At 49.5% G+C, this 26206-nt stretch carries 24 protein-coding genes; 9 read left to right on the top strand and 15 right to left on the bottom strand.

The genetic code is table 11. The features are described 5' to 3' along the window. Positions 1 to 3: 3 nt before the first annotated feature. The 12 genes from ACB042_RS00605 to ACB042_RS00550 all read right to left on the bottom strand — a co-directional run bounded on the left by ACB042_RS00605 (position 4) and on the right by ACB042_RS00550 (position 14121). Positions 4 to 753 carry a glycosyltransferase family 2 protein gene (locus tag ACB042_RS00605; protein WP_144712356.1) on the bottom strand — a complete coding sequence of 250 codons (750 nt, stop codon included), beginning with the start codon at positions 751 to 753 and terminating at the stop codon, positions 4 to 6. 26 nt (positions 754 to 779) lie between these two features. Continuing rightward, the gene (locus ACB042_RS00600; RefSeq protein WP_144712354.1) at positions 780 to 1553 is read right to left on the bottom strand and encodes a glycosyltransferase family 2 protein; all 774 of its coding nucleotides are present in this window, start codon (positions 1551 to 1553) and stop codon (positions 780 to 782) included. A 59-nt stretch (positions 1554 to 1612) separates the two neighbouring features. Further along, entirely contained in the window at positions 1613 to 2875 is a 1263-nt protein-coding gene (locus ACB042_RS00595) for a hypothetical protein (RefSeq protein ID WP_144712352.1), read from the bottom strand. Positions 2876 to 2893: 18 nt separating this feature from the next. Further along, complete coding sequence (locus ACB042_RS00590) at positions 2894 to 3892, bottom strand: glycosyltransferase family 2 protein (protein ID WP_371177567.1); 999 nt, start codon at positions 3890 to 3892, stop codon at positions 2894 to 2896. Between the two features lie 68 nt (positions 3893 to 3960). Beyond that, the gene (locus tag ACB042_RS00585; protein ID WP_144712348.1) at positions 3961 to 5211 is read right to left on the bottom strand and encodes an O-antigen translocase; all 1251 of its coding nucleotides are present in this window, start codon (positions 5209 to 5211) and stop codon (positions 3961 to 3963) included. Beyond that, entirely contained in the window at positions 5208 to 6311 is a 1104-nt protein-coding gene (locus ACB042_RS00580; RefSeq protein WP_371177566.1) for a DegT/DnrJ/EryC1/StrS family aminotransferase, read from the bottom strand. Before ACB042_RS00580 ends, ACB042_RS00585 begins: the two co-directional genes overlap by 4 nt. Before the next feature lie 3 nt (positions 6312 to 6314). Further along, the gene (locus tag ACB042_RS00575) at positions 6315 to 6776 is read right to left on the bottom strand and encodes an acyltransferase (protein WP_371177565.1); all 462 of its coding nucleotides are present in this window, start codon (positions 6774 to 6776) and stop codon (positions 6315 to 6317) included. Beyond that, positions 6757 to 7182 carry an FdtA/QdtA family cupin domain-containing protein gene (locus ACB042_RS00570; RefSeq protein ID WP_144712342.1) on the bottom strand — a complete coding sequence of 142 codons (426 nt, stop codon included), beginning with the start codon at positions 7180 to 7182 and terminating at the stop codon, positions 6757 to 6759. The genes ACB042_RS00575 and ACB042_RS00570 overlap by 20 nt, the downstream gene beginning before the upstream one ends. A 1-nt stretch (position 7183) precedes the next feature. Continuing rightward, positions 7184 to 8050 (bottom strand): glucose-1-phosphate thymidylyltransferase RfbA, encoded by an 867-nt coding sequence (rfbA, locus tag ACB042_RS00565; RefSeq protein ID WP_144712340.1) that lies wholly within the window; start codon positions 8048 to 8050, stop codon positions 7184 to 7186. After that, complete coding sequence (gene rfbB, locus ACB042_RS00560) at positions 8047 to 9135, bottom strand: dTDP-glucose 4,6-dehydratase (RefSeq protein WP_371177564.1); 1089 nt, start codon at positions 9133 to 9135, stop codon at positions 8047 to 8049. Before rfbB ends, rfbA begins: the two co-directional genes overlap by 4 nt. A 625-nt stretch (positions 9136 to 9760) precedes the next feature. Next, on the bottom strand, positions 9761 to 12910 hold the full coding sequence (locus ACB042_RS00555; protein WP_371177563.1) for an efflux RND transporter permease subunit: 3150 nt from the start codon (positions 12908 to 12910) through the stop codon (positions 9761 to 9763). A gap of 17 nt (positions 12911 to 12927) precedes the next feature. After that, positions 12928 to 14121: an efflux RND transporter periplasmic adaptor subunit gene (locus ACB042_RS00550; protein WP_021231193.1), complete on the bottom strand. Its 1194-nt coding sequence runs from the start codon at positions 14119 to 14121 to the stop codon at positions 12928 to 12930. A gap of 140 nt (positions 14122 to 14261) precedes the next feature. Between ACB042_RS00550 and ACB042_RS00545 the strand changes: the two genes are divergently transcribed. The 6 genes from ACB042_RS00545 to ACB042_RS00520 all read left to right on the top strand — a co-directional run bounded on the left by ACB042_RS00545 (position 14262) and on the right by ACB042_RS00520 (position 18277). After that, on the top strand, positions 14262 to 14900 hold the full coding sequence (locus ACB042_RS00545; protein ID WP_167572295.1) for a TetR family transcriptional regulator: 639 nt from the start codon (positions 14262 to 14264) through the stop codon (positions 14898 to 14900). A gap of 105 nt (positions 14901 to 15005) precedes the next feature. Continuing rightward, positions 15006 to 15557, top strand: a complete 552-nt coding sequence (locus tag ACB042_RS00540; RefSeq protein WP_304520046.1) for a hypothetical protein — start codon at positions 15006 to 15008, stop codon at positions 15555 to 15557. Between the two features lie 192 nt (positions 15558 to 15749). Beyond that, on the top strand, positions 15750 to 16931 hold the full coding sequence (locus tag ACB042_RS00535; RefSeq protein ID WP_005359180.1) for a dicarboxylate/amino acid:cation symporter: 1182 nt from the start codon (positions 15750 to 15752) through the stop codon (positions 16929 to 16931). 225 nt (positions 16932 to 17156) lie between these two features. Beyond that, entirely contained in the window at positions 17157 to 17471 is a 315-nt protein-coding gene (locus ACB042_RS00530; RefSeq protein ID WP_371177562.1) for a DUF134 domain-containing protein, read from the top strand. Continuing rightward, positions 17468 to 18049: a NifB/NifX family molybdenum-iron cluster-binding protein gene (locus tag ACB042_RS00525; protein WP_371177561.1), complete on the top strand. Its 582-nt coding sequence runs from the start codon at positions 17468 to 17470 to the stop codon at positions 18047 to 18049. The genes ACB042_RS00530 and ACB042_RS00525 overlap by 4 nt, the downstream gene beginning before the upstream one ends. 42 nt (positions 18050 to 18091) lie before the next feature. Next, positions 18092 to 18277, top strand: coding sequence for a hypothetical protein (locus tag ACB042_RS00520; protein ID WP_005338109.1), 186 nt, complete (start codon positions 18092 to 18094; stop codon positions 18275 to 18277). Positions 18278 to 18441: 164 nt separating this feature from the next. Here ACB042_RS00520 and ACB042_RS00515 read toward each other — a convergent pair whose 3' ends face one another. Continuing rightward, positions 18442 to 19566 (bottom strand): HD-GYP domain-containing protein, encoded by a 1125-nt coding sequence (locus ACB042_RS00515; protein ID WP_371177560.1) that lies wholly within the window; start codon positions 19564 to 19566, stop codon positions 18442 to 18444. 292 nt (positions 19567 to 19858) lie between these two features. Here ACB042_RS00515 and rimO point away from each other — a divergent pair, with 292 nt between their 5' ends. Further along, positions 19859 to 21187, top strand: a complete 1329-nt coding sequence (gene rimO / locus ACB042_RS00510; protein WP_021231199.1) for a 30S ribosomal protein S12 methylthiotransferase RimO — start codon at positions 19859 to 19861, stop codon at positions 21185 to 21187. A gap of 80 nt (positions 21188 to 21267) precedes the next feature. Here the strand turns inward: rimO and ACB042_RS00505 are convergent, their stop codons facing one another. Both ACB042_RS00505 and ACB042_RS00500 read right to left on the bottom strand, forming a co-directional pair. Then, complete coding sequence (locus ACB042_RS00505; protein ID WP_371177559.1) at positions 21268 to 21849, bottom strand: DUF1349 domain-containing protein; 582 nt, start codon at positions 21847 to 21849, stop codon at positions 21268 to 21270. Between the two features lie 227 nt (positions 21850 to 22076). Next, entirely contained in the window at positions 22077 to 22454 is a 378-nt protein-coding gene (locus tag ACB042_RS00500) for a hypothetical protein (protein WP_371177558.1), read from the bottom strand. A gap of 721 nt (positions 22455 to 23175) precedes the next feature. On the opposite strand from ACB042_RS00500, the gene ACB042_RS00495 reads away from it, so the two are divergent. Both ACB042_RS00495 and ACB042_RS00490 read left to right on the top strand, forming a co-directional pair. Further along, complete coding sequence (locus ACB042_RS00495) at positions 23176 to 25290, top strand: NACHT domain-containing NTPase (RefSeq protein WP_371177557.1); 2115 nt, start codon at positions 23176 to 23178, stop codon at positions 25288 to 25290. 6 nt (positions 25291 to 25296) lie between these two features. After that, positions 25297 to 26193: a hypothetical protein gene (locus ACB042_RS00490; protein WP_371177556.1), complete on the top strand. Its 897-nt coding sequence runs from the start codon at positions 25297 to 25299 to the stop codon at positions 26191 to 26193. Positions 26194 to 26206: the final 13 nt, after the last annotated feature.

Genomic DNA, 26206 nt, shown 5'->3' with positions numbered 1-26206 from the left:
GTTTTATTTCCGATGTTTAAAAAAACCATTTAGTGCATACCAAAAGAAGTACCATAAGGACTTCAACAGATTCAGCTGTACTACAGTCCTGTAAAATTCCCACTGATATTTCGCTACATTCAATTTATTTTGCGTCATACCAGAGTCTGTTCTATATCTTGCCAACACATCAGGTAAACCATAAGCTTTGTCACACTTTGTTAGCAAAGCCAACCATAGCCCCATGTCCTGCCTCTTTCTTATAAGTGGCATTTCCTGACGGCCTAAGATCTCAGCATTATATACTGCAGTTAAACATCCGATAACATTACCATACAACAATTCATTATAAGTCACGGATGCAGGAGCATGGACAACCTTGCCCTCGCCCTCGCAGGAAAACATTTGATATGAAGAAAAAGTAAATAAATAATTTTTTCTCTCCATAAAAGAAATCTGAACTTTCAGTTTATCTGGATTCCAAAGGTCATCTGAATCGAGGAATGCGATATATTTACCCTTCGACCTTCTGATTGAATGATTTCTTGAGAATCCTGCACCAGAATTAGTGTTATTGCATACAACATTAATCCTTGTGTCTTGCGCTTCAAAAGCTTTTAATATAGCAACGGTATCATCAGATGAGTTGTCATCTGTAACCAACAATTCCCAGTTATCATACTCTTGAAGAAGAATACTCTGTATTGCTGCAGATATCGTTTTGCCCGAATTATAACTCGGCATAACGATTGAAACGAGGGGGGATGCGTCCATAATAATATTACCTCACGGATGTGAGCTTACTTAAAAAGCGAGTGTTTTAAGAAAAACAAACCATAGCCAGCCTTGTATGCCGCAGGATATTTTTTCAAAATAAACAGTATAAACATAATTCCGCCTAACTGGCCATACACTCTTTTAAACATGGCCTTCTTAGCCAAGATCTTTTCTTTGGTAGAATAGAAGTCGCTACCTGATGTGACAGGAGGATGAATACATACCTCAATGGGATATCTTTTCAACTTTAAACCTGACTTTATACAGTCAGATAAAAATATCATTTCTTCACCCGAAGGATAACTGGTCCCTAAACCAAAGTCCTCATCAAATAGCACTCCACTTGCAACTATCGATTCCCGCTTTAAACAAATATCAATTGATGAAGGGTTAGCGATATTTAACATATTGTGAGAAAAAGAGTAATCCCTATTTTTTGTAGTCTTTCCGTTGGTGTATTTATGATAATATGTACCAATGTCCACATCATCTTCATTCATACATATTATTAATTTCTCTATGCTATCTAAAAAGAAACATACATCATCATCCATTATTAAAATATAGTTACCCGTGGCATTTTTAATTGCTATATTTCTACTTACAGAAATCCCTTTCGTGTCAGTAGGTATATATAAGACATCATTTCTATTTTTTATATAGCTGATGGACTCCTTAGCTACATTTTGTGGTTGCTGATGCACAACAACATAATTAATGTTAGGGTAATGTTCTAATAATTTTAAATTAGCAACTCGTTCCGCATAAGTAGAAATAGCGATAGATATTGTTGTCACTTTAGTTACCTAGTAAAAAAGCAGTGAAATCCTTAAGGATTACTATATTTTAAACTCACTCATCCACGAATACGCTTATGAACAATAGAAATGGGTATCACTAAGAAAAACAGTATATATAGGAAATATTTTTGATATATTATAAATTGCAAAGATTGATTAATTGGCAGCATGGAGAAAAAGATCATAGCTATAGGCCAATATATAATTCTATTGAATGAAAAAAGCCACTTGAAAAATAAAAAATAAAAAATCAAAAAAAACAAAACTATAAATGAAAAAACAAAAACACCGACATCACCTGCATATGCCCACATTTCTCCTACAATATATGTGTTGGAGTTTACAACGTGAGTACTATCTGAATAGATATATGGGATTATCCATTCGTCCGGCTTTAATTCCTTTAAGCCCAGCAGATGAGAGAATGGTAAATCTGAAAATATACCAGTGAGTTTTGGATCATAATATTCGATAATATAATACATACCTTGCGCCTGACCGAATATACTTCTATCAAGAGCTCTTAATAATGGATTCCCATCTCCAGACATCATGAAAGAATACAGTGAACTTGCTATAAGCATAAAAGAAAAGAATAATAAAAATAACTTTAAAAATGATTTAGAAAGAATGAAATACGTAATAGTAACCATCATGAATAGTAGAAATAGACTAGCCTTTTGCCCATCAAAGGTAAGCTGTAACGAGGCTAAAACAATCACAGAAATTAATTTTAATTTAGCCTCCTTATTATTGTGAACTAATATCATGGTAGTGAGTGTTAGATAGAAAGCGAGAAAATAAAATATTTTGCCAAGATATGGAATATCGACAGAAATATCACCTTTTTGGATTGCAGCTCTTGCTAGTGCCGCTTCCTCAGGTTGCCCCATAGCAGCAATATATAAAGGAGAAAGCTTATAAAAAACAACTATTTTTATAACGCTATATATAAAAAATGCTATATAAAGAGGGTTGATAACTCGTACAGTTTCATCTAATTCAGCATTATCACTAAGATTTATCTGTTTATGGTCGTACAAGTATAAATATATACCCATACCGAGAAATAAAATCAAAACAGATATAGATGCTTTATAATAAACATCAAGTATTAGATCATAGCCAAAGCCACTTAATCTAGTTGATATATCTGGAAAAAAAACAACTAGTACGGTAGATAACCAAGAAGTAAAAAAAACATTGAATGCTATCAGGATAAAACAAGAAACACTTTGCTCTTTCTTTTTTAAGAATTTAATTATGAATATAAAAAAAACAAACATAACCATTAAAGCAATAATGGCTTCATTAATCATTTTCAATCCTTCATATAGTTAATCATTTTTCTTACCTTCATTTATATTTATTGGCAACTTGCTTATCAAATGAAGCTTCATTTTATACATTTGAAAACTAATAAAACCAGGTTTTAAAAAATTAATACCCATTACTAATACATCAGAATAAAAGCTCTTTTTGTTGTCAAAAATCCTAACTATGTAGCGCATGAGTTTTGACCAAAGTCTTTTTCGAATTTTGAAAATAAAGTCACTTTTTGAAAGCCTAGGAATTATTATAAGCTCATCAATTAACGATATCTCATGAAGATAACTTTCATTTATTATCTTCGATTGGCTACTGCTAATGCTCTCAGACTTACGATACATGACTGTTTTTTTATCTAAAAACCGAAGAGCAAAACCATGCTGGGACAAATTTAACCATAACGGGTAATCTTCAATTAAATGAAAACGCTCATCTGCATAATTAACTGATATTAATGCGTTGCGCTGAATAAAGGAGGATGGAGCCATTGGTATACCGTGTACTTTCAAATAACTATATTGTTCGCTTGGCGTTAACGTGAAGAACCTTAAGTATGCAGGCGATGGAGTTACACCAATGTAACGTTTTTTTAAGTCACAGTCAGCACTAAATATTTGGAGTAATGAGAATACTGCACCTATATTTTCAGAGTCACTCTCTTTAGCCAAAAATGAAACATTATCCGCAATACAACTAGGCAAAAGGATATCATCACCAGCTATTGTTTTTATCCATTCAGATGTCGACGCTCGCCATGCCATATTAATATTTTTTGACACACCAAGATTATTTTCATTTTTAATGAAAATAATCTTTTTGAAACTATTCTCGTTATTTTTTAGCCATTCACCAATGACTCCGATAGTATTATCTTTTGAACCATCATCAGATATTACCAACTCAATAAAATCAGTACCATAAGTTTGAGAGGCAATACTATTCAATGTCTCGAGCACTGTTTTCTCTGAGTTATAAGTTATAAGAGCAACAGATATAATCTTTTTCATACTTCACCCAAACCCATAAATTTTAACACAAGACTACCTTCATTTGTTTTGAGATAGTTAATCATCTTTTACTTGTATATTTTTATCATATTGTGTCTTATAAACAAAAAATAAATTACGTAGTTTACTAGATATGCAATGGGAGCACCTTCAACCCCGACCAAGCAAACAAATATATATGTTAAAAGTACGAATGTAAATGATGATACTATTTCTGTCATGACAAACCATCTAGTAGCCCCCTTGGAGAGCATAGGGTATGCATACAACCAACTAGTTATCTTTATTAAATCACCACTCAATTGAACCAAAAATAGATCGCGTGCTGTATAAAAGTCTGGAGTAAAGAGTAGCCAGATGACAAAGTCTCGAGAAAAATATATAACCAATGCCATCAGAGCAACTATAGGGATAATGACTCTAGCAGTGTTATTAATTTCATTAACAATGGCGTCTGTTTTCGTCAAGGAAGATAGACGAGGCAAGTAATAGGTCCCTAAGGCCATGGTGATCACGCCAAGATAGACTTCGGATATTTTCCATACTGCCTGCCAATGACCAGCAGCTTCCCATCCCACTTGCTGGATCAAAATTGTACGAACTAGAATCAGTGATATAGGGACGGTCAAGGCACTGGTGATTGCCATCAACATGTAGCCACCAATAGACTTTCTCGCTTCCGAATCTGTTCTTCCCCACCAATACTTCAATCTAAACCAGGGTTGGCGCAAATTAGCAATCAGCATCACCAGTCCAATCAAGGCAGCCTGTACGGCAGCAGCCAACAAGGCTCCCTGGATATTGGCCATCACTATCATGATCAACATCACACAACCGGATATAACGGCAGAGAGCATACCCAAGCCAACATAGCGGCGATATAGTTGCTGACCATTGATAATGGAATTACACAGTGTCCCTATGGCTGACAACGGCAAAACACAGACGGTTGCCATTACCACCCAAGCAAGGGCTGTATCTTGAAAAAGCCAATTTGAAATGTGTTCGGCCAGAAGCAATCCGCTTGGAATCGTGATGGCAGAAATAATCATTACCCACTGTACTGCTGCTCGCCACCAGGGAGAACATGCCTCAAATCCCTGAGCTTTCTTCTCGGCGGTATAACGTACAACCCCGCTGCCAACTGGGGCATTAATCACCCCATTGAGCGCACCGACTATGCTTTGAACCTGGCCTAACATGGCCATCCCAGTGGGGCCTGTATAAATGGCCACCACCTTGGCAATGACAAACCCCATCGCCATTTTAAGGAGCGTCAATAGCCCCGTCATGGCGGTCACTTTAAGCAAGCGTCTCATACGGTAAAGCCATTCACCGCATCGATCACCCTAGTCACAGCTTCATCGCTCATGGTCGGATCCATGGGGAGAGAAAGGACTTGCTGATGGATCTGCTCTGTCAACGGCAGCCGGTAATCCTGGAATTCAGGATACGCTTTTTGTTTATGGGGAGGTATAGGGTAGTGGATCAGCGTCTGGATACCTTGCTCAGACAACCATTGCTGCAACTGCTCACGTACGTCACTGCGTACTACGAATAAATGCCATACATGGGCACCCTCATTTTCCACACAGGGTAGTGTTACGAAAGGATTGTTAATTCGTGTGCGATAGGATTGAGCAATACTTTGACGACGGGCCGTTTCCCCTTCCAGATAAGGGAGCTTGACCCGCATCATTGCCGCCTGAATTTCGTCCAAGCGGCTGTTGACCCCTTGATACAGGTTTTCATATTTTTTGTGCGAACCATAATTGCGTAGAGCCCTGATTGTCTGAGCTAACACATCATCATTCGTTGTTACAGCCCCTGCATCTCCCAGAGCCCCCAGGTTTTTGCCTGGATAGAAGCTGAAACCTGCAGCATGTCCCCAGTTGCCTGCGCGCTTGCCCTGAATTTCGGCACCATGCGCTTGGGCACAATCCTCCAACACCAGCAAATCAAACTCTGTGGCAATTGCCATCAGTTCTGGCATAGGAGATAGTTGGCCATACAGATGCACTGGTAGTATGGCTTTGGTTCTTGATGTGATAGCCCCTCTAACCTGAGTCGGTTCCAGGTTAAAAGTTTCTGGATTTGGTTCCACTAAAACAGGAACCAAATCGTTTTCAGTAATCGCCAGAATGGAGGCGATGTAGGTATTAGCCTGCACTATTACTTCATCGCCAGCTTGCAATTTTCCGAGTTTCTTCCATGCTCTCAGTACCAAGTTGAGAGCATCCAATCCATTGGCTACCCCAATTGCATGCTTGGTGCCACAATAACGAGAAAACTCGATTTCAAATTGAGTAAGCTCATTTCCCATAATATACCATCCAGAATCAATAACTCTGGCACAGGCATCTTTAAGTTCATTTTTGTACTGATTATTGATAGCTTTCAAATCGAGGAAGTTAATCATTGTTTACATCTCAGCATAACGAATTATTTTAGCCGGGTTACCCACCACAACAGCATAATCGGGTACGTCTTTTGTGACAACGGATCCAGCACCGACCATGGCATATCTTCCTATGGTGATTCCAGGTAACAGTGTCGCATTCGCTCCGATAGATGCCCCATTCTTTATGAGCATTTTAGAGAATTCATCTGGATAAATCTTGGAGCGAGGATGCCTGTCATTCGTGAATGCAACACAAGGCCCGATAAAAACATCATCCTCGATTGTGACTCCATCCCAGATATATACACCAGATTTGATCGTAACACGATCACCTATGGTGACATTTCCCTCAATTAGAGTATGTGCACATATATTACATTCTTTACCAATTCTTGCGCCTTGTAGTACAACTGAGTACTGCCAAATACGAGTGTTATCGCCTATATCACTTGACATTACATCACTAAGATGATGAATAAACATTTATATCTCCCCTAGCTAGGCGCAAAAAATCTTCATACTTTCTTATATAATCAGATTCATCATACAACTGATCAGCCAATACCATCAGCACACAGTCATCAGAAAAATCATGCATCTCACGCCACATAAAAGATTCTATTAACAACCCTCTAGTCGGCACATCAAGAATAACTTCTGCCTTATCCACCCCATTATCAAGGACAAAACGGCAAGATCCAGACACTGCAACAGCAACCTGCTTTAGTGCTTTGTGGGCATGGAATCCACGAGAAACACCTTTTACCGTGTTGAAAATGTAGTAAACTCGCTTTATGTCGAAAGGGATATTATTGTTGCTTTCTAGTGATAACAAAGAACCACGTTCATCACCGAGCATTGGGAACTCAATAAGTTTAACAAGGCCCATCTTAACTCCTTATTAAATCTAGTAGATATTGACCATAGCTATTTTTAGCCATCCTTTGAGCTGTTATAGCAACTTCTTTTTTGCTGAGCCAATCATTTCGTAATGCGATTTCTTCAAGGCATGCTATTTTGAACCCCTGCCTAGCCTCAATGGTAGCCACAAAATTTGATGCTTCAAGTAGGCTTTCGTGGGTGCCACTGTCGAGCCAAGCAAAACCGCGCCCCAGCAGTTCAACATTAAGCTGCCCTCGCTCCAAATATGCTTGATTGATACTGGTTATCTCAAGCTCCCCTCGTTTAGAGGGTTTGACTTGTTTTGCAATATTGACTACTTGATTGTCGTAAAAATAGAGCCCAGTTACTGCAAAATGTGACTTGGGTTGTGCAGGCTTCTCTTCGATAGAAATGACACTCTGCTTATCATCAAATTCCACAACTCCAAATCTTTCTGGATCTTGAACTTTATAGCCAAATACTGTTGCGCCTTCTTTCCTGCTGGCGGCGTCTCGCAACATGGGTGAAAAACCCTGCCCCCAAAACATGTTGTCGCCAAGGATCAAGCATACTGATTCATGCCCAATGAAATCCTCACCAATAATAAATGCTTGAGCAAGCCCATCCGGACTTGGCTGAACTGTATATTCCAGTGAAATACCAAATTGACTGCCATCACCTAACAAACGTTGAAAGCTGCCTTGATCTTCCGGGGTGGTAATAATCAAAATTTCCCTGATACCGGCAAGCATCAAGACCGACAGTGGATAATAGATCATGGGTTTGTCATAAACGGGAAGCAACTGCTTGGAAACCCCCATGGTAATGGGATAGAGACGGGTACCAGAACCACCAGCCAGAATAATGCCTTTCATTGATTTTTCTCCCCATACTGCTGGGTGATCCAGGATTGGTAGGCACCGCTCTTGACGTTGCTGACCCACTGCTGGTTATCCAGATACCACTGCACGGTTTTGCGAATACCGGATTCAAAGGTCTCTTGCGGTTGCCAATCCAGCTCGGCGCTCATCTTGCTGGCATCGATCGCATAGCGGCGATCGTGGCCAGGACGATCCGCCACATAGGTGATTTGCTCACGATAAGAGCCCGCCTTCGGCACCATCTCGTCCAGCAGATCGCAGATGGTGTGTACCACCTCTAGATTCTGCTTCTCGTTATGACCGCCGATGTTGTAGGTCTCGCCGATGACACCTGTGGTGACCACGGTATAGAGCGCGCACGCGTGGTCCTCCACATAGAGCCAGTCACGGATCTGGTCGCCTTTGCCATAGACCGGCAACGGCTTGTCATCCAGCGCATTGAGGATCACCAGCGGGATCAATTTCTCGGGGAAGTGGTACGGGCCGTAGTTATTGGAGCAGTTGGTGACGATGGTTGGCAGGCCGTAAGTACGGCGCCAAGCGCGAACCAGATGGTCGCTGGAGGCCTTCGAGGCGGAATAGGGGCTGCTGGGGGCGTAAGGAGTGGTTTCGGTAAAGAGCGGCAATGGTTCACCGACGGCTACTTCATCCGGATGGGGCAGATCACCATATACCTCGTCTGTGGAGATATGGTGGAAGCGGAAGGCCGCCTTGCGTACCTCGTCCAGACCATTCCAGTAGGCGCGGGCCGCTTCCAGCAACATATAGGTGCCGACGATATTGGTCTCGATAAAGTCAGCCGGGCCTGTGATGGAGCGATCAACATGGCTCTCGGCGGCCAGATGCATCACGGCATCCGGCTGGTGCAAGGCAAACACCCGATCCAGCTCGGCGCGATTGCAAATATCCACCTGCTCAAACACATAACGCTCGCTTGACGATACATCGGCCAAGGATTCCAGATTGCCGGCATAGGTGAGTTTATCGAGATTGATAACGGAATCTTGGGTATCACGGATAATATGGCGCACCACGGCAGAGCCGATAAAACCTGCGCCACCGGTAACGAGAATTTTCATAGATATGTGTTCTCTTGCGAGGAGTGAATACAGAATTGGGTATCAAGGGTATGGTATGGCAGGCGGCAGATCCGTTGATTAACATTAAGGAGCAACAAATAACGTATGTTGTTAAGGCTATACAAAACAACAGGCGCGCTTATTTTTTGAACAAGCACAGGAGAGGTGTCATGGCTACCGCCCCTAGGTTACAGCCCCCAGTTTGCTGCTTTTAACCGAATTTTGCTTGCTGTTGGTCATCATGTCCTCCAGCATTTTTATGTTTCGATGGAACATCACCTTGTTACCTCTTGAGCCTGCACAGCAAAAAGAGGTTGTGATATTAACAAGGGACATACCGCCTACCAGCCCGATAAGGGGCAGATTCTATCTCGTTTTTTATAAACCTGCACACCAAAAAGTGCCTTCATCAAGGGTTTTGAATCAAGATTCGATGGAGAACCAAAAGCACTTAGTGGACTCATACAAACCCCGCCCCAAAATCGAACAGATCACAGACAAGTTACCGTTTTTTGGGCGAAAAAAATGGGGCAACCGCTCACGTTGCCCCATTTTATAGTCAGCGCTAACTGACTCATTTATCAAATTGTGATCTGTCGCTCAGAACAGATGGACACGCTTTTGCTCAGTCACCTTTTGACTCAACCGCTGCAGCCATGCGCGCCTCTTTACTCTTGTGGTTAGTGAAGTAACGCATCACCAATACGAAGAAGAGGGGTACGAAGAAGATGGCCAGCACGGTGGCACTGATCATCCCCCCCATCACGCCGGTACCGATGGCGTTACGGCTGCTGGCACCTGCACCGGAGCTGATCACCAGCGGCAGCACCCCGAGGATAAAGGCGAGCGAGGTCATCAGGATCGGACGCAGACGCAGGCGCGCCGCCTCCACCACGGCTTCACCCAAGCCCATCCCTTTGTCGTAGAGCTCTTTGGCAAATTCCACGATCAAAATAGCGTTCTTCGCCGACAGACCTATGGTGGTGAGCAGGCCGACCTGGAAGTAGACGTCGTTCTCCAGCCCGCGCAGGGTGGCAGCCACAATGGCCCCCAGTACCCCGAGCGGCACCACCAGCATCACCGAGAACGGAATGCTCCAGCTCTCGTAGAGGGCCGCCAGACAGAGGAACACCACCAACAAGGAGATGGCGTAGAGCGCGGGTGCCTGTGAACCGGCCTGACGCTCCTGGAAGGAGAGCCCGGTCCACTCGATACCCACCCCTTCCGGCAGCTGTTTCACCATCTGCTCGATGGCGGCCATCGCATCACCGGTACTCTTGCCGGGCGCCGCCTCACCGACGATCTCCATCGCCGGCACGCCGTTATAACGCTCCAGACGAGGCGAGCCGAAGCTCCACTTGGTACTGGCAAAGGCGGAGAAGGGCACCATCTGACCGGCACTGTTGCGCACATACCAGAGTTTCAGATCTTCCGGGTTCATCCGGAAAGGGGCATCCGCCTGCATGTAGACCTTCTTGATCCGGCCACGGTCAACGAAATCATTGACGTAGGACGAGCCCCAAGCGGTAGCCAGGGTGTTGTTGATATCCGCGATGGATAGCCCCTGCGCCAGTGCCTTCTCGTAGTCGATCTTGATATCGAGCTGCGGCGTATCTTCCATCCCGTTCGGGCGTACCCGCACCAGAGTGGGATCCTGCGCCGCCATGCCGAGCAGCTGGTTACGCGCCGCCATCAGCTTGTCGTGACCAATACCGCCGCGATCCTGCAGGAAGAAGTCAAAACCGGTCGCCGTACCCAACTCCGGGATCGGAGGCAGGTTAAAGGCGAACACTTGCGCCTCCTTGATGCTGAACAGATAGCCCATGGCGCGGCCGATGATGGCATTGGCACTGCGATCCGGGCTCTTGCGCTCGCTCCAGTCCTTGAGCTTGATAAAGGCCATCCCCGCGTTCTGGCCACTACCGGCGAAGCTGAAGCCGGATACGGTCAGCACAGAATCGACATTATCCTTCTCGTTTTTCAGGAAGTAGTCGCGCATGTCCGCCAGCACCACCTCGGTGCGCTGCTTGGTCGCCCCCACCGGCAGTTGCACCATGGACATGATGACCCCCTGATCCTCTTCCGGCAGGAAGGAGGTGGGCATCCGCATAAAGAGCACGGCCAGTACCGCCAGCATGGCACCGTAGATCAGGCTGTAGCGCACGCCCTGCTTGATCACCTTGCGCACACCGCTCTGATAGCGGTTGGTACCCGCATCAAAGGCGCGGTTGAACCAGCCAAAGAAGCCGCGCTTGGCACCAAACTCGCCATGTTTCATCGGCTTGAGCAGGGTGGCACAGAGCGCCGGTGTCAGGATCAACGCCACCAGCACCGACAGCACCATGGCCGAGACGATGGTCAATGAGAACTGGCGATAGATGGCGCCGGTCGAGCCGCCGAAGAAGGCCATCGGCACGAACACGGCGGATAGCACCAGGGCGATCCCCACCAGCGCGCCGGTGATCTGGGTCATAGACTTGCGGGTCGCTTCCAGCGGGGAGAGATCCTCCTCGCTCATCAGCCGCTCCACGTTCTCCACCACCACGATGGCGTCATCCACCAGCAGGCCGATGGCTAGCACCATACCGAACATGGTGAGGGTGTTGATGGAGAAGCCGAAGGCCGCCATCACCCCGAAGGTACCGAGCAGCACCACAGGCACCGCAATGGTCGGGATCAGGGTGGCGCGGAAGTTCTGCAGGAACAGATACATGACGCAGAACACCAGGAAGATCGCCTCGATCAGGGTCTGCACCACCTCCTCGATGGAGATCTTCACAAACGGCGTGGTGTCGTAGGGGTAGACGATCTCCATGTTGGCCGGGAAGTAATCCGACAGCTCATTGAGCTTGGCACGCACCTTCTCGGCGGTATCCAGCGCGTTGGCGCCGGTAGCCAGCTTGATGGCGACCGCGGCGGTAGACTGGCCGTTGTAGAGCGCATCGGCGTCATAGCTTTCGCCCGCCAGCTCGACCCGGGCCACATCTTTCAGCCGTACCTTGGAGCCATCCTGATTCACCCGCAGCAGGATGTCGTTGAACTGCTCCACGGTAGAGAGACGGGTCTGCCCCATGATGGTGGCGGTGAACTGCTGATCTTCTACCGACGGGGTGCCGCCCAGCTTGCCGAAGGCCACCTGGGCGTTCTGCGCCTTGATGGCTGCCTGCACATCCCCCGGGGTCATCTGAACTCGGTTGAGTTTGTTGGGATCGAGCCACACCCGCATGGAATACTGGCTACCGAACAAGGTGATATCCCCTACCCCGTCCAGACGGCTCAGGGGCTCCTTGATGTTGGAGACCACATAGTCCGCCAGATCGTCGTTGTTCATCGAGCCATCGCTGGAGATGAACGCCGCGACCATCAGGAAGCTGCTGGAGGTCTTCTGTACCCGGATCCCCTGCTGCTGCACCTCTTGCGGCAGCAGCGACATCGCTTGCTGCAGCTTGTTCTGCACCTGCACTTGGGCAATATCGGGATCGGTCCCCGGCTGGAAAGTGAGGGTCACCGACACCCGCCCCGCGGAGTCAGACTGGGAGGACATGTAGAGCAGGTGATCCAGCCCGGTCATGTTCTGTTCGATGATCTGGGTTACCGAGTCTTCCACCGTTTTGGCAGATGCGCCCGGATAGCTGGCAGAAATACCGACCGCGGGCGGCGCAATGCTCGGATACTGGGCGACCGGCAATTTGATGATGGCCAGGCTACCCGCCAGCATGATCACCAGCGCGATCACCCAGGCAAAAATGGGTCTGTCTATAAAAAATCGAGCCATGAAGCGACTACTCCATCCTACTTGTTGGCCGGGGTGTTGGACGCAGCTTGAGCAGACGGTGCATCAGCACCCTGCTCGGCGGGATTGACCACGGCGCCCGGTCGTACTTTCTGCAAGCCAGCCACGATCACCCGCTCGCCGGAGGTGAGCCCTGACTCCACCACCCAGTTGCTGCCGACGACACGGCTCAGCTGCACGTTGCGCAGCTCCACCTTGTTGTCAGCGGTTACCACCATCACGGTGGCACCGCCGTTGGGGGTGCGAGTAACGGCAGTTTGCGGCACCAGCAGCCCTTGCGCCCGCTCACCCTCTTGCAGGGTCGCGCGCATAAACATGCCGGGCAACAGCAGTTGGTGAGGGTTGGGCACAATCACCCGCAGGGTCACCATGCCGGAGGTCTCATCCACGGTCACATCGGAGAACTGCAGCGAGCCCTCTTCGCCGTAAGTGGAGCCATCTTCCAGCTGGAAGGTCACCTTGGCCCCCTTCTGCTCGTCCTGGGTCAACTTGCCCTCGGCGACCAGTCGCTTGAGGCGCAGCAGATCGGCAGTGGACTGACGCACATCCACATACATGGGATCGAGCTGCTGAATGGCGGTCAGGCTGTCAGCCTGCTGTGCAGTCACCAGCGCCCCCTCGGTCACCGCGGATTTACCGATGCGGCCACTAATGGGGGCGGTGATGCGGGTGTAACCGAGATTGATCTCGGCAGTACGCAAAGCCGCCTTGCTCGCCATGATCTCCGCCTTGGCCTGCTTCCAGCTGGCGTCGGCGTCGTCATAGTCCTGACGGCTGATGGATTTGACCTTGAGCAGCTCCTGATAGCGCTGCGCCTTGAGGCGGGCACTCTGCTCGTTGGCCTCGGCCTTGGCCAGATTGGCTTTGGCGCTGGCGACTGCCGCCTGATAAACAGCCGGATCGATCTGATAGAGCAGATCGCCCGCCTTCACATCGCTTCCCTCGGTAAAGAGGCGCTTGAGGATGATGCCGCTCACCTGCGGACGCACTTCGGCCACCCGCAACGGGGCGCTGCGGCCGGTCAACTCGGTGGTCAACATCAGCGGACCGCTCTGCAGAGTCACCACGTTGACCGCCGCGGGGGGCATGCCGCCCTGTCCCTGGGGGGCGCCCCCCTTGTCACCACAACCTGCCAGCAAGCCTGTAGCCAGCAAGGCAAGACCAACTGAACGAGCAAGAATATGTTTATGCATGAAACACCTGAGCCTTTGCCAGTCAATGAACAATCAGGGCCACATGGGCCCTGTTGGTAAATAGTCGAAAGATGAGGCAATATACATACATTCATAAATGTATGTAAGTGACTTTTTGCTTGCATGAGGCACAAATTTCGATGGCCAGACGAACCAAAGAAGAGGCGCAGCAAACCCGCTGCCACATCATGAGCACGGCGCTGGATCTGTTCTGCTCTCAGGGCCTGGCCAAGACCAGCCTGACCGACATCGCCAGGGCGGCAGACCTGACCCGCGGGGCCATCTATTGGCACTTCAAGAACAAGGATGAACTCTTCATTTCGCTCTGGCAGGAGCTCTGCAGCCCCCTCGCCCACCAGCTCGATGCCTGCCTCAATCCAGATGAGCCGGATCCGCTCGGGCAACTGCGCCTCTTCTTCGAAGGGGTGCTCCACAGCTTCATTCACAATCCGGCCCAGCGGCAGATGTTCACCATCCTGTTCAATCTCGAATCGCTGGAGGGGGAAGCCATCTCACTGCGCGAGCATATCCGCAGCCAGTCCGCCAACTTCTTCCGGGATCTGGAGACCACCCTGGCCAACGCGGTACGGCGGGGGCAACTGCCCGCCAACCTCAACCTGCAGCGCGCCGCCACCCTGCTCCACTGCACTCTGGATGGCTACATCATCAACTGGCTCCACTTTCCGGGGCGGATAGACCTGCAGGGCGAATCCGCCTTTATGATAGAGAGCATGTTCACCATGCTGGCCCAACCCCACGGGCCTGCCTGTGACCGCTAACCGGCTCCGGCAACTCTCACCCATCCAAATCGGGGCCTGACCGCGCGCTTTGGCAGTCTGGCCCCGATTTGTTACCCTGTGCGCCCCCTGCTTGAGGTAACCCCTGTGCCACACTCTGACGCCATCCCCGCTTCCTGGCCATTTAACGACCAGCACGCCCGCGCTCGGGCTGCCTTTGTGGCACGCCTCAAACCCGGTGCTCACCTGCTCAATGGTCAGTGCGGTATGGGGGAGGATCTCTGCTGGCTGCGTGCAGAAGGGTATGTGGTCACTGCCTGTGACGCTGTGCTGGCTGACGCCAAAGTCGCCTCGCAGCAATCCGGACAAGCGGTGCGGGTCTGCCTGCTGGCGAAGATGCACTCGGTGCTCCCTTACGATGGCATCTGGCTAAGCCGCCCGCTTGATGGCGACGCGGCCACCCTTGTCCCCCTGTTGCAACAGCTGGCGACCCTGCTCAAAGCGGGCGCTCCGCTCTGCTTCCCCCTGCAGCCAAGCGGCAAGATAAGTCACGCTCAGCTACCGCAACTGATCACCACATCCGGGATAGAGCTACAACTGGCGCCGATGGAAACCGCCTCGACCAACACGCCATCATGCACAGGTCAACACGCCACCCAGTACGTCATGTTGCTGCGTGGCGATCATCAGGCCACCTAACGGGCTAATTCATCACGGATTTTCCCGTTCAACGTCAAGCCGACAGCTAGTCGGCGATCTTGGCTTTCGACAATATTTAACTCGGCATTAACGCGGAAAAGGCAGACATAACACGGCTTACGTGTTAAAAAGTGTGATTAATATCAAATTTTAATAACAAAACAGACAATACAACCAACTCCGGATTTCCTTATGAAACTTGTCCTGAAACTCATTGCTGGCATCCTTGCCGGTCTCTTGCTCGGTCTCTACGCCCCTGAGTGGGTGGCGCGCGTGCTGTTTACGGCCAAGACAGTGATAGGTCAGCTCATCACCTTCACCATTCCGCTCATCATTCTGTTCTTTATCATGAGCGGCATCGCCAGCCTGCCGAAAAACTCCGGCAAGCTGCTGGGCAAAACCGTAGCCCTCTCCTACTGCTCCACCATTCTGGCAGGGCTGTTCGCCTTTACCGTGGCGAGCCACCTGATCCCGCAGTTCACCACCGCTGCCGAGCCCACCACGGCCACGGCTATCAAGCTCGCCTCCTACGTCAATCTGGAGATCCCGCCGCTGTTTGGCGTGATGTCGGCACTGGCCGCCGCCTTCGTGTTCGGCATCGGCATCAGCGCCACCCAGGCCACCGATCTGCGCCGGGTCGCCGATCAGGGTCGTGACATCATCGACCGCCTGCTGGCCAAGGTGATCATCCCGCTGCTGCCGTTCTACATCGCTGGCGTCTTTGTCGAGATGACGGTAGAAGGCACCGTATTCGCTACCCTGAAAACCTTCGGCGTGGTGCTGGTGATGGCGATCCTGATGCACTGGATCTGGCTCTCCGTGCTGTTCGTCGGTACCGGTCTGGCCCTTGGCCGCTCACCGGCCCAGCTTATCAAGAACATGCTGCCCGCCTACTTTACCGCGCTGGGGACCATGTCGAGCGCCGCTACCATTCCGGTCGCCCTGCAATCGAGCAAGAACAACGGGGTGAGCGACGGCATCGCCAACTTTACCGTGCCGCTGTGTGCCACCATTCACCTCTGTGGCTCCACCATTACCCTGGTCACCTGCGCCACCGCGGTGATGTTCCTCTCCGAGCATCTGGCCATTCCGGGTATCGAGACCATGCTCCCCTTCATCATGATGCTGGGGGTGATCATGATTGCAGCTCCAGGCGCGCCGGGTGGTGGCGTGATGTCGGCGCTGGGCCTGCTCACCTCCATGCTCGGTTTCGGTGAAGCCTCCATCGCCCTGATGATCGCCCTCTATCTGGCGCAGGACAGCTTCGGCACCGCCTGCAACGTCACCGGTGACGGCGTGATTGCCCTGTGGGCGGATCGCTTCGCCAACGGTAGCGAGAGCGCAGCTCCAGTGGCCGAGGCCGAACAGGCATAAGCTCGCCGGGAAGGCCCGACCATCCTCTGCAAAAACCGCAGGCCCGAACCTCTGTTCGGGCCTGCGTCGTTTCTGCCACCTTCACTGCTTTTGTACGTATTCCTCCTCCCTCTCTTTACCCCCCTCTGCCGTAAACAGCATTCGCGCAGCTCTCTACACCCGACAAAATTATTGGCATATGCTACATATGAGCGTATAAATGGCTTATGCCAATTAGGAGCCACCATGCCAAGACCCAAGATTGCCCGCCAGATCTGTGGCCACCCCGCCAACAGCTGCTTCAAACCCAACGGCCGCCCCATGCATCAGCTGGAACAGGTCACGCTGGCCCCTGACGAGTTCGAGGCACTGCGCCTCGTCGACCTTCAAGGAATGCAGCAGCAGGAGGCCGCCCTGGTGATGGGGGTTTCCCGCCAGACCCTGGCCAATATCCTGAAAAAAGGGCGCTACAAGGTGGTGGAGTGTCTGAGTCTGGGCAAGGCATTGATGATGCAACCCGCCGAGCCCGACCACCAAACCAGTGGAGAAGAGCCGACATGAATGCTGTCACAACCATGACCACCAACCCCCGCAACAGCGCCCTGATGCTGAGTCAGGGGCTGCTGGCTGGCCACTTTACCCGTGCCGAGCAGCTGCAAATTCTTAACCCCGAAGGGAACGTTATCGCCACTCTGCCCAATCCGGCCGCCGCCGAAGGCTGCCACGGCAAGCAAGCGCTGCTCGACGCCCTCACCCATCATCAGGTGGGTCAGGTGGTGGTGCGCAATATCGGCGAGCGGATGCTGGGTCGCCTGCTGGCGGTCAATATCCGGGTGCTGCAGTGCCGCTCTGCCCGCCTGCCGCTGCCCGCGCTGCTAGCCCCCGCCAATCTGCAACCTCTTACCGAGGCAAGTCAGGGCCGTCCGTCTCGTCGTCATCAGAGCAAGGCGACTATCCGTGCCATCCAGCCCGTCGGCGCAGGCCACAGCCATGCGAATTGTCACGGTGGTTGCAACAGTGGCTCCGATCACTGTTGCGCCAGTAGTGGCAATCAGGCAGAGAGCTCACGACAAGGCCATACTTGTTGCCACGGCAGTGAAGGCGCCAACCAGCAGGGCGGTTGCTGCCATCATCACTGATGCCATCGCTGTGCATGTCATCACCATCAAGGAGAAGAGATCATGTCCATCTGGTTGTTGAGCCTGCTCGCCTCGTTTGTGCTGATCCTGGCCATGGGCACCATCATCTGGTGGCGCCAATACCAGCTTGCCCAGAAGCGGGAAGATAAAGAGGTGCGTCCCTGTGGCTGCTCCAGCGCCTGCGCGGATCACCTCTACCAGATCAGTGAGCCGACGCCCAAAAAGTAACCTGACCGCAGCCGCCATAGCCGCAGAGATAAGGTCGGCAAAATAAGGGCGCGTGGAATCGAGAGGCGCATAAAAGAGAGGGGGCACCTGCTGGTGCCCCCTCTCTATTTATTCCTCGCCATGCTTGAACCGCCTCTTTCCCCCCTTACGCTCATCACGGGCGCTCAACCCGGCTCGGCGCCGCTGGCCGCCATACTCGGAGTGCAGGCCGGATCCTGATACTGCTGATAGATGGCATAAAACTTGGCCTTGTTGTGCAGGGCTGCGGCAACGCAGGCGGGATCAAACTGGCTGCCGGCATGCTCCTCCAGATAGGCAAACGCCGTCTCGAACGGCCAGGCCTTCTTGTAGGGGCGCTCGCTGGTAAGGGCATCAAACACATCGGCCACCGTCACGATGCGTGCCGCCAGCGGGATCGCCTCCCCCGCCAGCCCCAGCGGATAGCCGGTCCCGTCAAAGCGTTCGTGATGGCTGGCGATGATATTGGTCAGCATGTCGGTGTGATGAATGCCATCGAGACCAAACTCGTTGATCATCAGGCTGATCATCTCCCGCCCCTTGCCGGGGTGGATCTTCATGATCTCGAACTCTTCCGGCGTCAGCTTGCCCGGCTTGAGTAAAATGGCGTCCGGCACCGCGATCTTGCCGATGTCGTGCAGCTCGGAGAAGAGGTAGATAAACTCCACCTCCTCATCGCTCAGCCCGCAGGTCGGGGCCAGCGTCTTGGCGATCAGTCGGGAGTAGGCCGACATCCGGTGCAGATGGTTGGCGGTCTCCTCATCCCGATAGCGGCTGAACTCCCGCGCCGTGGTCAGCGCGCCGCCAAGGGTCTGGATGGAGAAAAACTCCACCGCAATGATGGCCGAGAGCGCCTGGGCATAGGCCGACAGCTCGCTGCGGATCGGCTCCTCGAAGTATCCCGGCTCCATGGCATCGCAAAACAGAAAGCCAAACAGCTTGCTGTTGAAGAGCAGCGGCTCGGTATAGCTTGAGGCATAACCCGCCTCCAGCACCTTGCGGCTGTGCTCCGACGCCGAGCCACGCAGGGCATCGAGATTGCCGAGCACCCGGGGCTGCTTGTGCTCCGCCAGATAACTCAGGGAGGGAACATCGCTCAGCTTCACCTCATATTGCACCAGCGGCGAGGGCCCCTCGGTGCTGTGGGCAAAGGTCTTGAGCTGATCGGTATGGGGATCGTAAATCGCGATGGCCACCCGACTCAGCTTGTCAAAGCGCTGCCTGAGCGTGGCATGTACGCTCTGCATTTTTTCGCCAAATGAACTTTCCATCGCCTTCTCCAACGGGACCCCGTGATGGAAGTATAGTGACTCCCTTTGAAGCTCTCCCCGCCACAGCGTCAAAATTGACAGAAAAATCAACAAAGCAGCTTCCCCACAACAAGCCTGCATGGCAGAGGCAATAGCCCCACCAAGGTCGAGCCATCACCGGTTGCTCGTGCGGCCCAATCTTGCCTAGTCGGAGATATTGTTCGGTTCTGCCATGCTGGCTGTATAGTTTTTGGTTAACCATTCCGGTAAAATCCGCGCCCTTAAAGAAGAGCCACCTAAGAGTGATTGAGCGATGTCCAACACAAAACAGGCCCCCAAAGTAGGATTCGTCTCCTTGGGTTGCCCCAAAAACCTGGTCGATTCAGAACGCATCCTGACCCAGCTGCGTACCGAAGGGTACGATGTGGTGCCCAGCTATGACGATGCCGAGCTGGTCGTCGTCAACACCTGCGGCTTTATCGACAGCGCGGTGCAAGAGTCGCTGGAAGCGATCGGCGAAGCGCTGGCCGAGAACGGCAAGGTGATCGTCACCGGTTGCCTCGGCGCCAAAGAGAATCAGATCCGCGAGATCCACCCCAAGGTGCTCGAGATCACCGGCCCCCACGCCTATGAAGAGGTGCTGGGTCACGTCCACAAATATGTGGAGAAGCCGCAGCACAACCCCTTCACCAGTCTGGTTCCGGCCCACGGCGTCAAGCTGACCCCGCGCCACTATGCCTATCTGAAGATTTCCGAAGGCTGCAACCACCGCTGCACCTTCTGCATCATCCCCTCCATGCGCGGGGATCTGGTGAGCCGCCCCATCGGCGACGTGCTGGCCGAAGCCAAGCGCCTGAAAGAGGCGGGCGTGAAGGAGCTGCTGGTGATCTCCCAGGACACCTCCGCCTACGGCGTCGATGTGAAGCACCGTACCGGTTTCTATGACGGCATGCCGGTCAAGACCAGCATGGTCGCCCTGTGCGAAGAGTTGGCCAAGCTCGATATCTGGGTACGTCTGCACTACGTCTACCCCTACCCGCACGTGGATGACGTCATCCCGCTGATGCGTGATGGCAAGGTACTGCCCTACCTCGATATTCCGCTGCAGCACGCCAGCCCGCGCATCCTCAAACTGATGAAGCGCCCGGGTACTGTCGAGCGCACTCTGGAGCGGATCCAGAAGTGGCGCGAGATCTGCCCGCAGATCACCCTGCGCTCCACCTTTATCGTCGGCTTCCCGGGCGAGACCGAGGAAGATTTCCAGATGCTGCTGGACTTTATCGACAAGGCGGAGCTGGATCGGGTCGGCTGCTTCAAATACAGCCCGGTCGAAGGGGCGCTGGCCAACGAGCTGCCGGATCCGGTACCGGAAGAGATTCAGGAAGAGCGCTTCCAGCGCTTTATGGAGCTGCAACAGCAGGTCTCCATCCGCAAGCTGGCTCGTAAAGTGGGTCAGGAGATGACCGTTATCATCGACGAGGTGGACGAAGAGGGCGCAACTGGCCGCTCCTTTGCCGATGCGCCGGAGATCGACGGTCTGGTCTACCTCAACGGCGAAACCGGCCTCAAGCCGGGGGACATGGTCAAGGTACGGATCGACGAATCCGACGAATATGATCTGTGGGCCAGCCTGATCAGCTAATTGAGGCTTTACCAGCCAAATGAAAAAAGCGCCTGCGGGCGCTTTTTTATTGGCTCAATGTCACAGGCAAAAACGCTGGCCTAGCTCAAATCATGGAGCGCCTTGCCAAAGGGCGGCGTGAGGCGCAAGTCAGAGAAGCGCACCGCCAGCCCCTGCCGCTCCGGCGTGCAGCACATCACCCCGATAAAGCAACTTTCGCTTGGCGGGAACGGGGCGAGGCGCAGCAGCGGCCACACCTTGCCATCGGTGGAGTATTGCAAACGCAGGCAATCGGCCAGCCGGGTCAGCCGCAGCCAGAAGCGGCGCGGATTGCCGGTGAAGATGCCGGTGGCCCAGTCAGAGCGCGGATTGGTCAGCACGCTGCCGATCATCGGCTGGGCATCGTTGTACTCGATCCCCGCTTTCAGCCAGTGCGCCTCGTCTTGCAGCAGCATCAGCCCCGCCTGATCGTAGAGGGTGGTGAACTTCCCCTCGACGCAGACCTGAAAGGTAAACTCACCCGCCACCTCGCAGCCATAGAGATGACCGCTGTGGCGCTCGAAGCCATACCAGGTGCTGCGCCAAAAATCGGTCTGCCGGTCTGTCACTACCTGCAAACCGTCGTCTGTCTGGTGCCACTCGGTCGGCTCATTGAGCCAACGCCATTCCATCCCTTCCATCATCCAGCTTTGCTCCTTTTTATCCCGCATAATCCCGCAAAAATGGGGCTCGCCAACCCCTCGACCGGTCACGGCAGGTCATGGCTGCGCCTCTGCGGAACCTATAAAAGGAGTCAATAGTGTCGCTATTGCCGCCCCGATACAAGGCTTGTGCGTTGCGCCATCACTGCGCCCCAAAAAGCGCGGGGGGCCTGATGGCCCCCCGCAAACACACCGGATGAGAAAATGCCTTACTTGGCGGCGCTATCCTTCACGCACTTCTGAACAAAACTGTTCTTGGCCGCGCCAGCCAGCTTCTTGTCGGCCGCCGCCTTATCGCACTTGGCCGCCGGATCCATCGCCGCGCCCGTCTTCACGCACTTCTGGATAAAGCTGTTCTTGGCCGCTCCGGCCAGCTTCTTGTCGGCTGCCGCCTTCTCGCACTCGCCGGTCGCGGCGCCAGCAGCATCTTTCACACACTTGCCGACAAAGCTGGTTTTGGCGGCGCCGTTTAACTTTTTGGCTGCGGCCTGCGCTTCGCACTGCAACTGGGCTGTGTCGTTGGCAAAGACCGGATTGGCCAGCAGCACGCTGCCGCAGAGCAGGCCGAACAGGATGGTACGCTTCATGGGAGATCTCCTCTCTATCTGGTGATGTGTTTGCATGGTCATATTTGCATGACGAAGTGTTGCAAATGGTTGTGATTGCAACAGCTGATTGTTGCCGCAGATCCCCCGCCTCGCCAGCTTGGGAGACGGAGCAGAAGGCAACCAGCGCCCGCACTATAGCGCCGATTGGCCACGCGGGATTGTCCCCACCAACCCTTCCTCAGCGGCAAGCCCGCCCCCTACTTTCCCGCCACGCCTGCCAACCCCAATAAAATCAAGGGCCATGGGAATCCAATGCCCACTCAGTTCGATTTGTTGAGCCAGCGCAAAAAACCAATCATTACTGACAGTTACGTCATTTTTTGTCTGGTGAGCACAGATTCGATTGGCTTAACATAGCCATCCGGTGCCTATTCATCAGTGATGGGCTGCTGCCCTCGCTGGTTAATGGAGCATTTTGGAAGCTGTAATCCACGGGCGGTAGCGTGGGTTTTGAACAACTATTGATACTTTGTAGTAGGTTAACGCTAAGCGCAGCAAAGCCCAACAAATGAGAGATATCATCTCCAAAGCAATATGAATTTTGACGATATAATATCAACAGCCAAATCAAATTTAGCTTTCACGGTAAACGTTGGGCCTTACTTCGTTTAACGCAAGCCAAATATATGAGATATAGTAATACTCTCCAAGTGCAGAATAATTTTTCATTCCTAACACAAAACTATATGAAGAAAATTCCATGAAAGATATAGAAAAAATAAAATCTGAATATTTAAAGTATGGATATAAAGAATTTAAGCATGATATAAAAAATGGATTCCTTTCTTATCTTTACACTACAGGACCTTTTAGAAATATTGAAATTATAAGATTGAAGGCAGAGTCAAACACAAATGAGTTTGAGCTCGAGCTGAAAAGATCTGGATATAACACCTTAGTAATAGATAAACACAATGCAACAAACGAAAGACTTTTTAATAGCTTTTTCCATGTTCAAGACTATAGGGAAAAAATAAAATTCGACTATCAGTCTTATACAAAATCAATAAGTGACAAATACAGCAATGTATATTCTTATGAATACCTGAAAGCACCATATATTATAGATGGTAGTGTTGGTGAGTTAGATATACCTCAAGAGATCATATCACGTCTAAATACGCCTAAACCAATACTGTTTGTAATAGAAGCTGCTGCGGGATTTGGTAAAACAAGTTCCGCCTATGAGCTCGCATCACAAATCAACACAATTTCAGATAAAATTCCGTTACTCGCTGAATTATCAAAAAATCGTCAAGCTAGAATATTTAAACATATTTTATTAGATGAAATAGACAAATCATTCCTAGGTTTAACATCTGGTTTGGTTAAAAGTGAAATCGAAGATGGGAAAATAATTACTATTCTAGATGGTTTTGATGAGTTATTAAAAGATGATAATAAAAATGAAAGCGATTTTGTAAGTAAAGAACCAATGCTTGAAACCATTGGAGATTTTTTGCATGGTGCCGCAAAAATAATATTAACAACAAGAAGAACAATGCTTTTTGATGGAGATGACTTTCATACATGGGCAGAAAAAAACAATTCAAACTTTCAATTAGTTAAGATACAAATAAATGAGCCGTTAGTTACCGACTGGTTAAATAGAGAACGGCATGATATGTTACAGCAAGCAAATATAGAAATAGATTCCATTGCAAATCCTGTAATGCTCTCATTCCTCAGATATGTATCAATAGAACGATTACATGAAATATTTTCCAGTCCAGAAAGTCTTGTTGACAACTATTTTGGGTTCATACTTGAGCGAGAACAAAATCGACAAGACCTTAAAATGTCAGCATCAAAACAAAATGAAATAATAGATATCGTGGCTTCTGATATGATATTGAATGATTATCGATCAGAAGACCGAAGTTATATTGTAGAGTTAATTAAAAATGAGGGTGATGAATTAATCGAAGAGTGTATAGAGAAGTATACATCTGTAGAACGTCCAACAACTGACGCCATATCAAACAAACTAGCTAGCCATGCCTTTTTTGATAGGAGTTCAAGAAACCCAACGAAAATAGAGTTCATTAATGAATTCGTGTTCGGACACTATGTTTCAAGGTTTTTAAGCAAAAATACTGACTGGATTAGTGATGACTGGAAGATCATTGGACCGGCTGTGCTTTCATTTAGAACTAGGTCAAAAGAGAACAGGATAAAGCTATGGGAAAGGCTCAAACCATCCTTAGATTTTGTGACGCCGAGCAATAAGATTTCAGCTGCTATTGAATTATTGCAATCTATCCCATTTGAAATTGAAAACAGTGAAGTAAACTCACTTAATTTCAATAAAATTCTCTTGGGAGAGAATAATATAACCAACAGTCAATTTAATGATTGCCAATTCAGTAATTGTACTTTCAACTTATCCTCTATAGGTGACGTTACTTTTTTCTCTTGTAGGTTCTATAATTGCGTTATTGTTAACGGTAACATGCAGCTTGGTGGAATACATACTCCGGGAAGTTCATCCGACAATGATTTAATTCAACAATTTCATTCTCGTAAAGAACAAGAGAACGACTTTAAAGATGAGGACATTAGTATTATTGATAGAGCAGAGAGAGCTGTTCTTGAAAAATTTTGGCCTGTAGGAAAAGAAACTATGCCACATAAACATCGGCCGATTAGAGGTATATGTATATATTCAGACTCTGGGCATATAACTCCAGATGAAATGTATGATGCTATTCAATCTCTGAAAAAGAAAGACATTTTAAGAAGTGGAAAATCATCAACAATAGCAGAAATAAATCTATCCGAGATAGTTGAAATACGTAAAATTCTAGGTCGGTAAATAAATATGAATAGTCATTTTCATCATAGCGCATTAGACATACAGAAAGAAATTGAAAATAAGCTACATGGATGCGGTATCCTTTGCCGTGTTTTTGGGAGAGGGAAAAGTGAAGCATCTCTTTTAAAGAAACTAGAAACATTAAGCGACGATGGGCAATCAAAAAAATATTCAATCGATGGAAAAAAAATCCAAGACAGTGTTGGTATTAGAGTAGTGCTATATTTTTCTGATGATATAGAGATTGTGCATGACATTTTGAACGATATGTATACAGCCTTACCTAATGACTCAACAATAGATGAACCAGACCCTGATAAATTTTGCGTAACAAGATTCAACCTGATTTATAAGGTACCTCAGGAACAAAAAAATAACTTTGATAGAAACATTAATAGTAGGCCTATTGACTTTACTTTTGAAGTACAGTTGCGAAGTGTGCTTTCTGAGGGGTGGCATGAGGTTGAGCATGACCTAAGGTATAAACAAAAAGAACACTGGGAAAATCAGAATGAATTATCAAGATCACTAAACGGAATATTAGCCTCTCTCGAATCTAGCGAGTGGGGGATGCGCAAGATATTTGAAGAATTAGCCTACAAACACTATAAACAAAAATATTGGGATGCGATGGTCTCTCTAAAATTCAGGTTAAGAATTCAAGGAAGCTTAAGTAAAGATATTAAATCAATTTTTGACAATGACCCAAGGGTTGCAAAAAAAATATTAAAATTTGACAGAGGAACTTTCCTTTCCATGTATTCTAAACATTTCTACACCATACCATTAAACATGGATAACCTTATCTACATCACCAATATATTATCCTCTCCTATTACATCCATAACAGATATAACCCCTTCCTTTATCATTGATCAAAAAATAAATTCACGACAAATATAAACTAGCATAACTT

Source organism: Aeromonas sp. S13(2024) (genome assembly GCF_041402405.1).
In the GTDB taxonomy this organism is placed as follows: Bacteria; Pseudomonadota; Gammaproteobacteria; order Enterobacterales; family Aeromonadaceae; genus Aeromonas; species Aeromonas veronii.
Note: the sequence above shows the minus strand (reverse complement) of the source record. Positions and strands in the feature narration are given on the sequence as shown.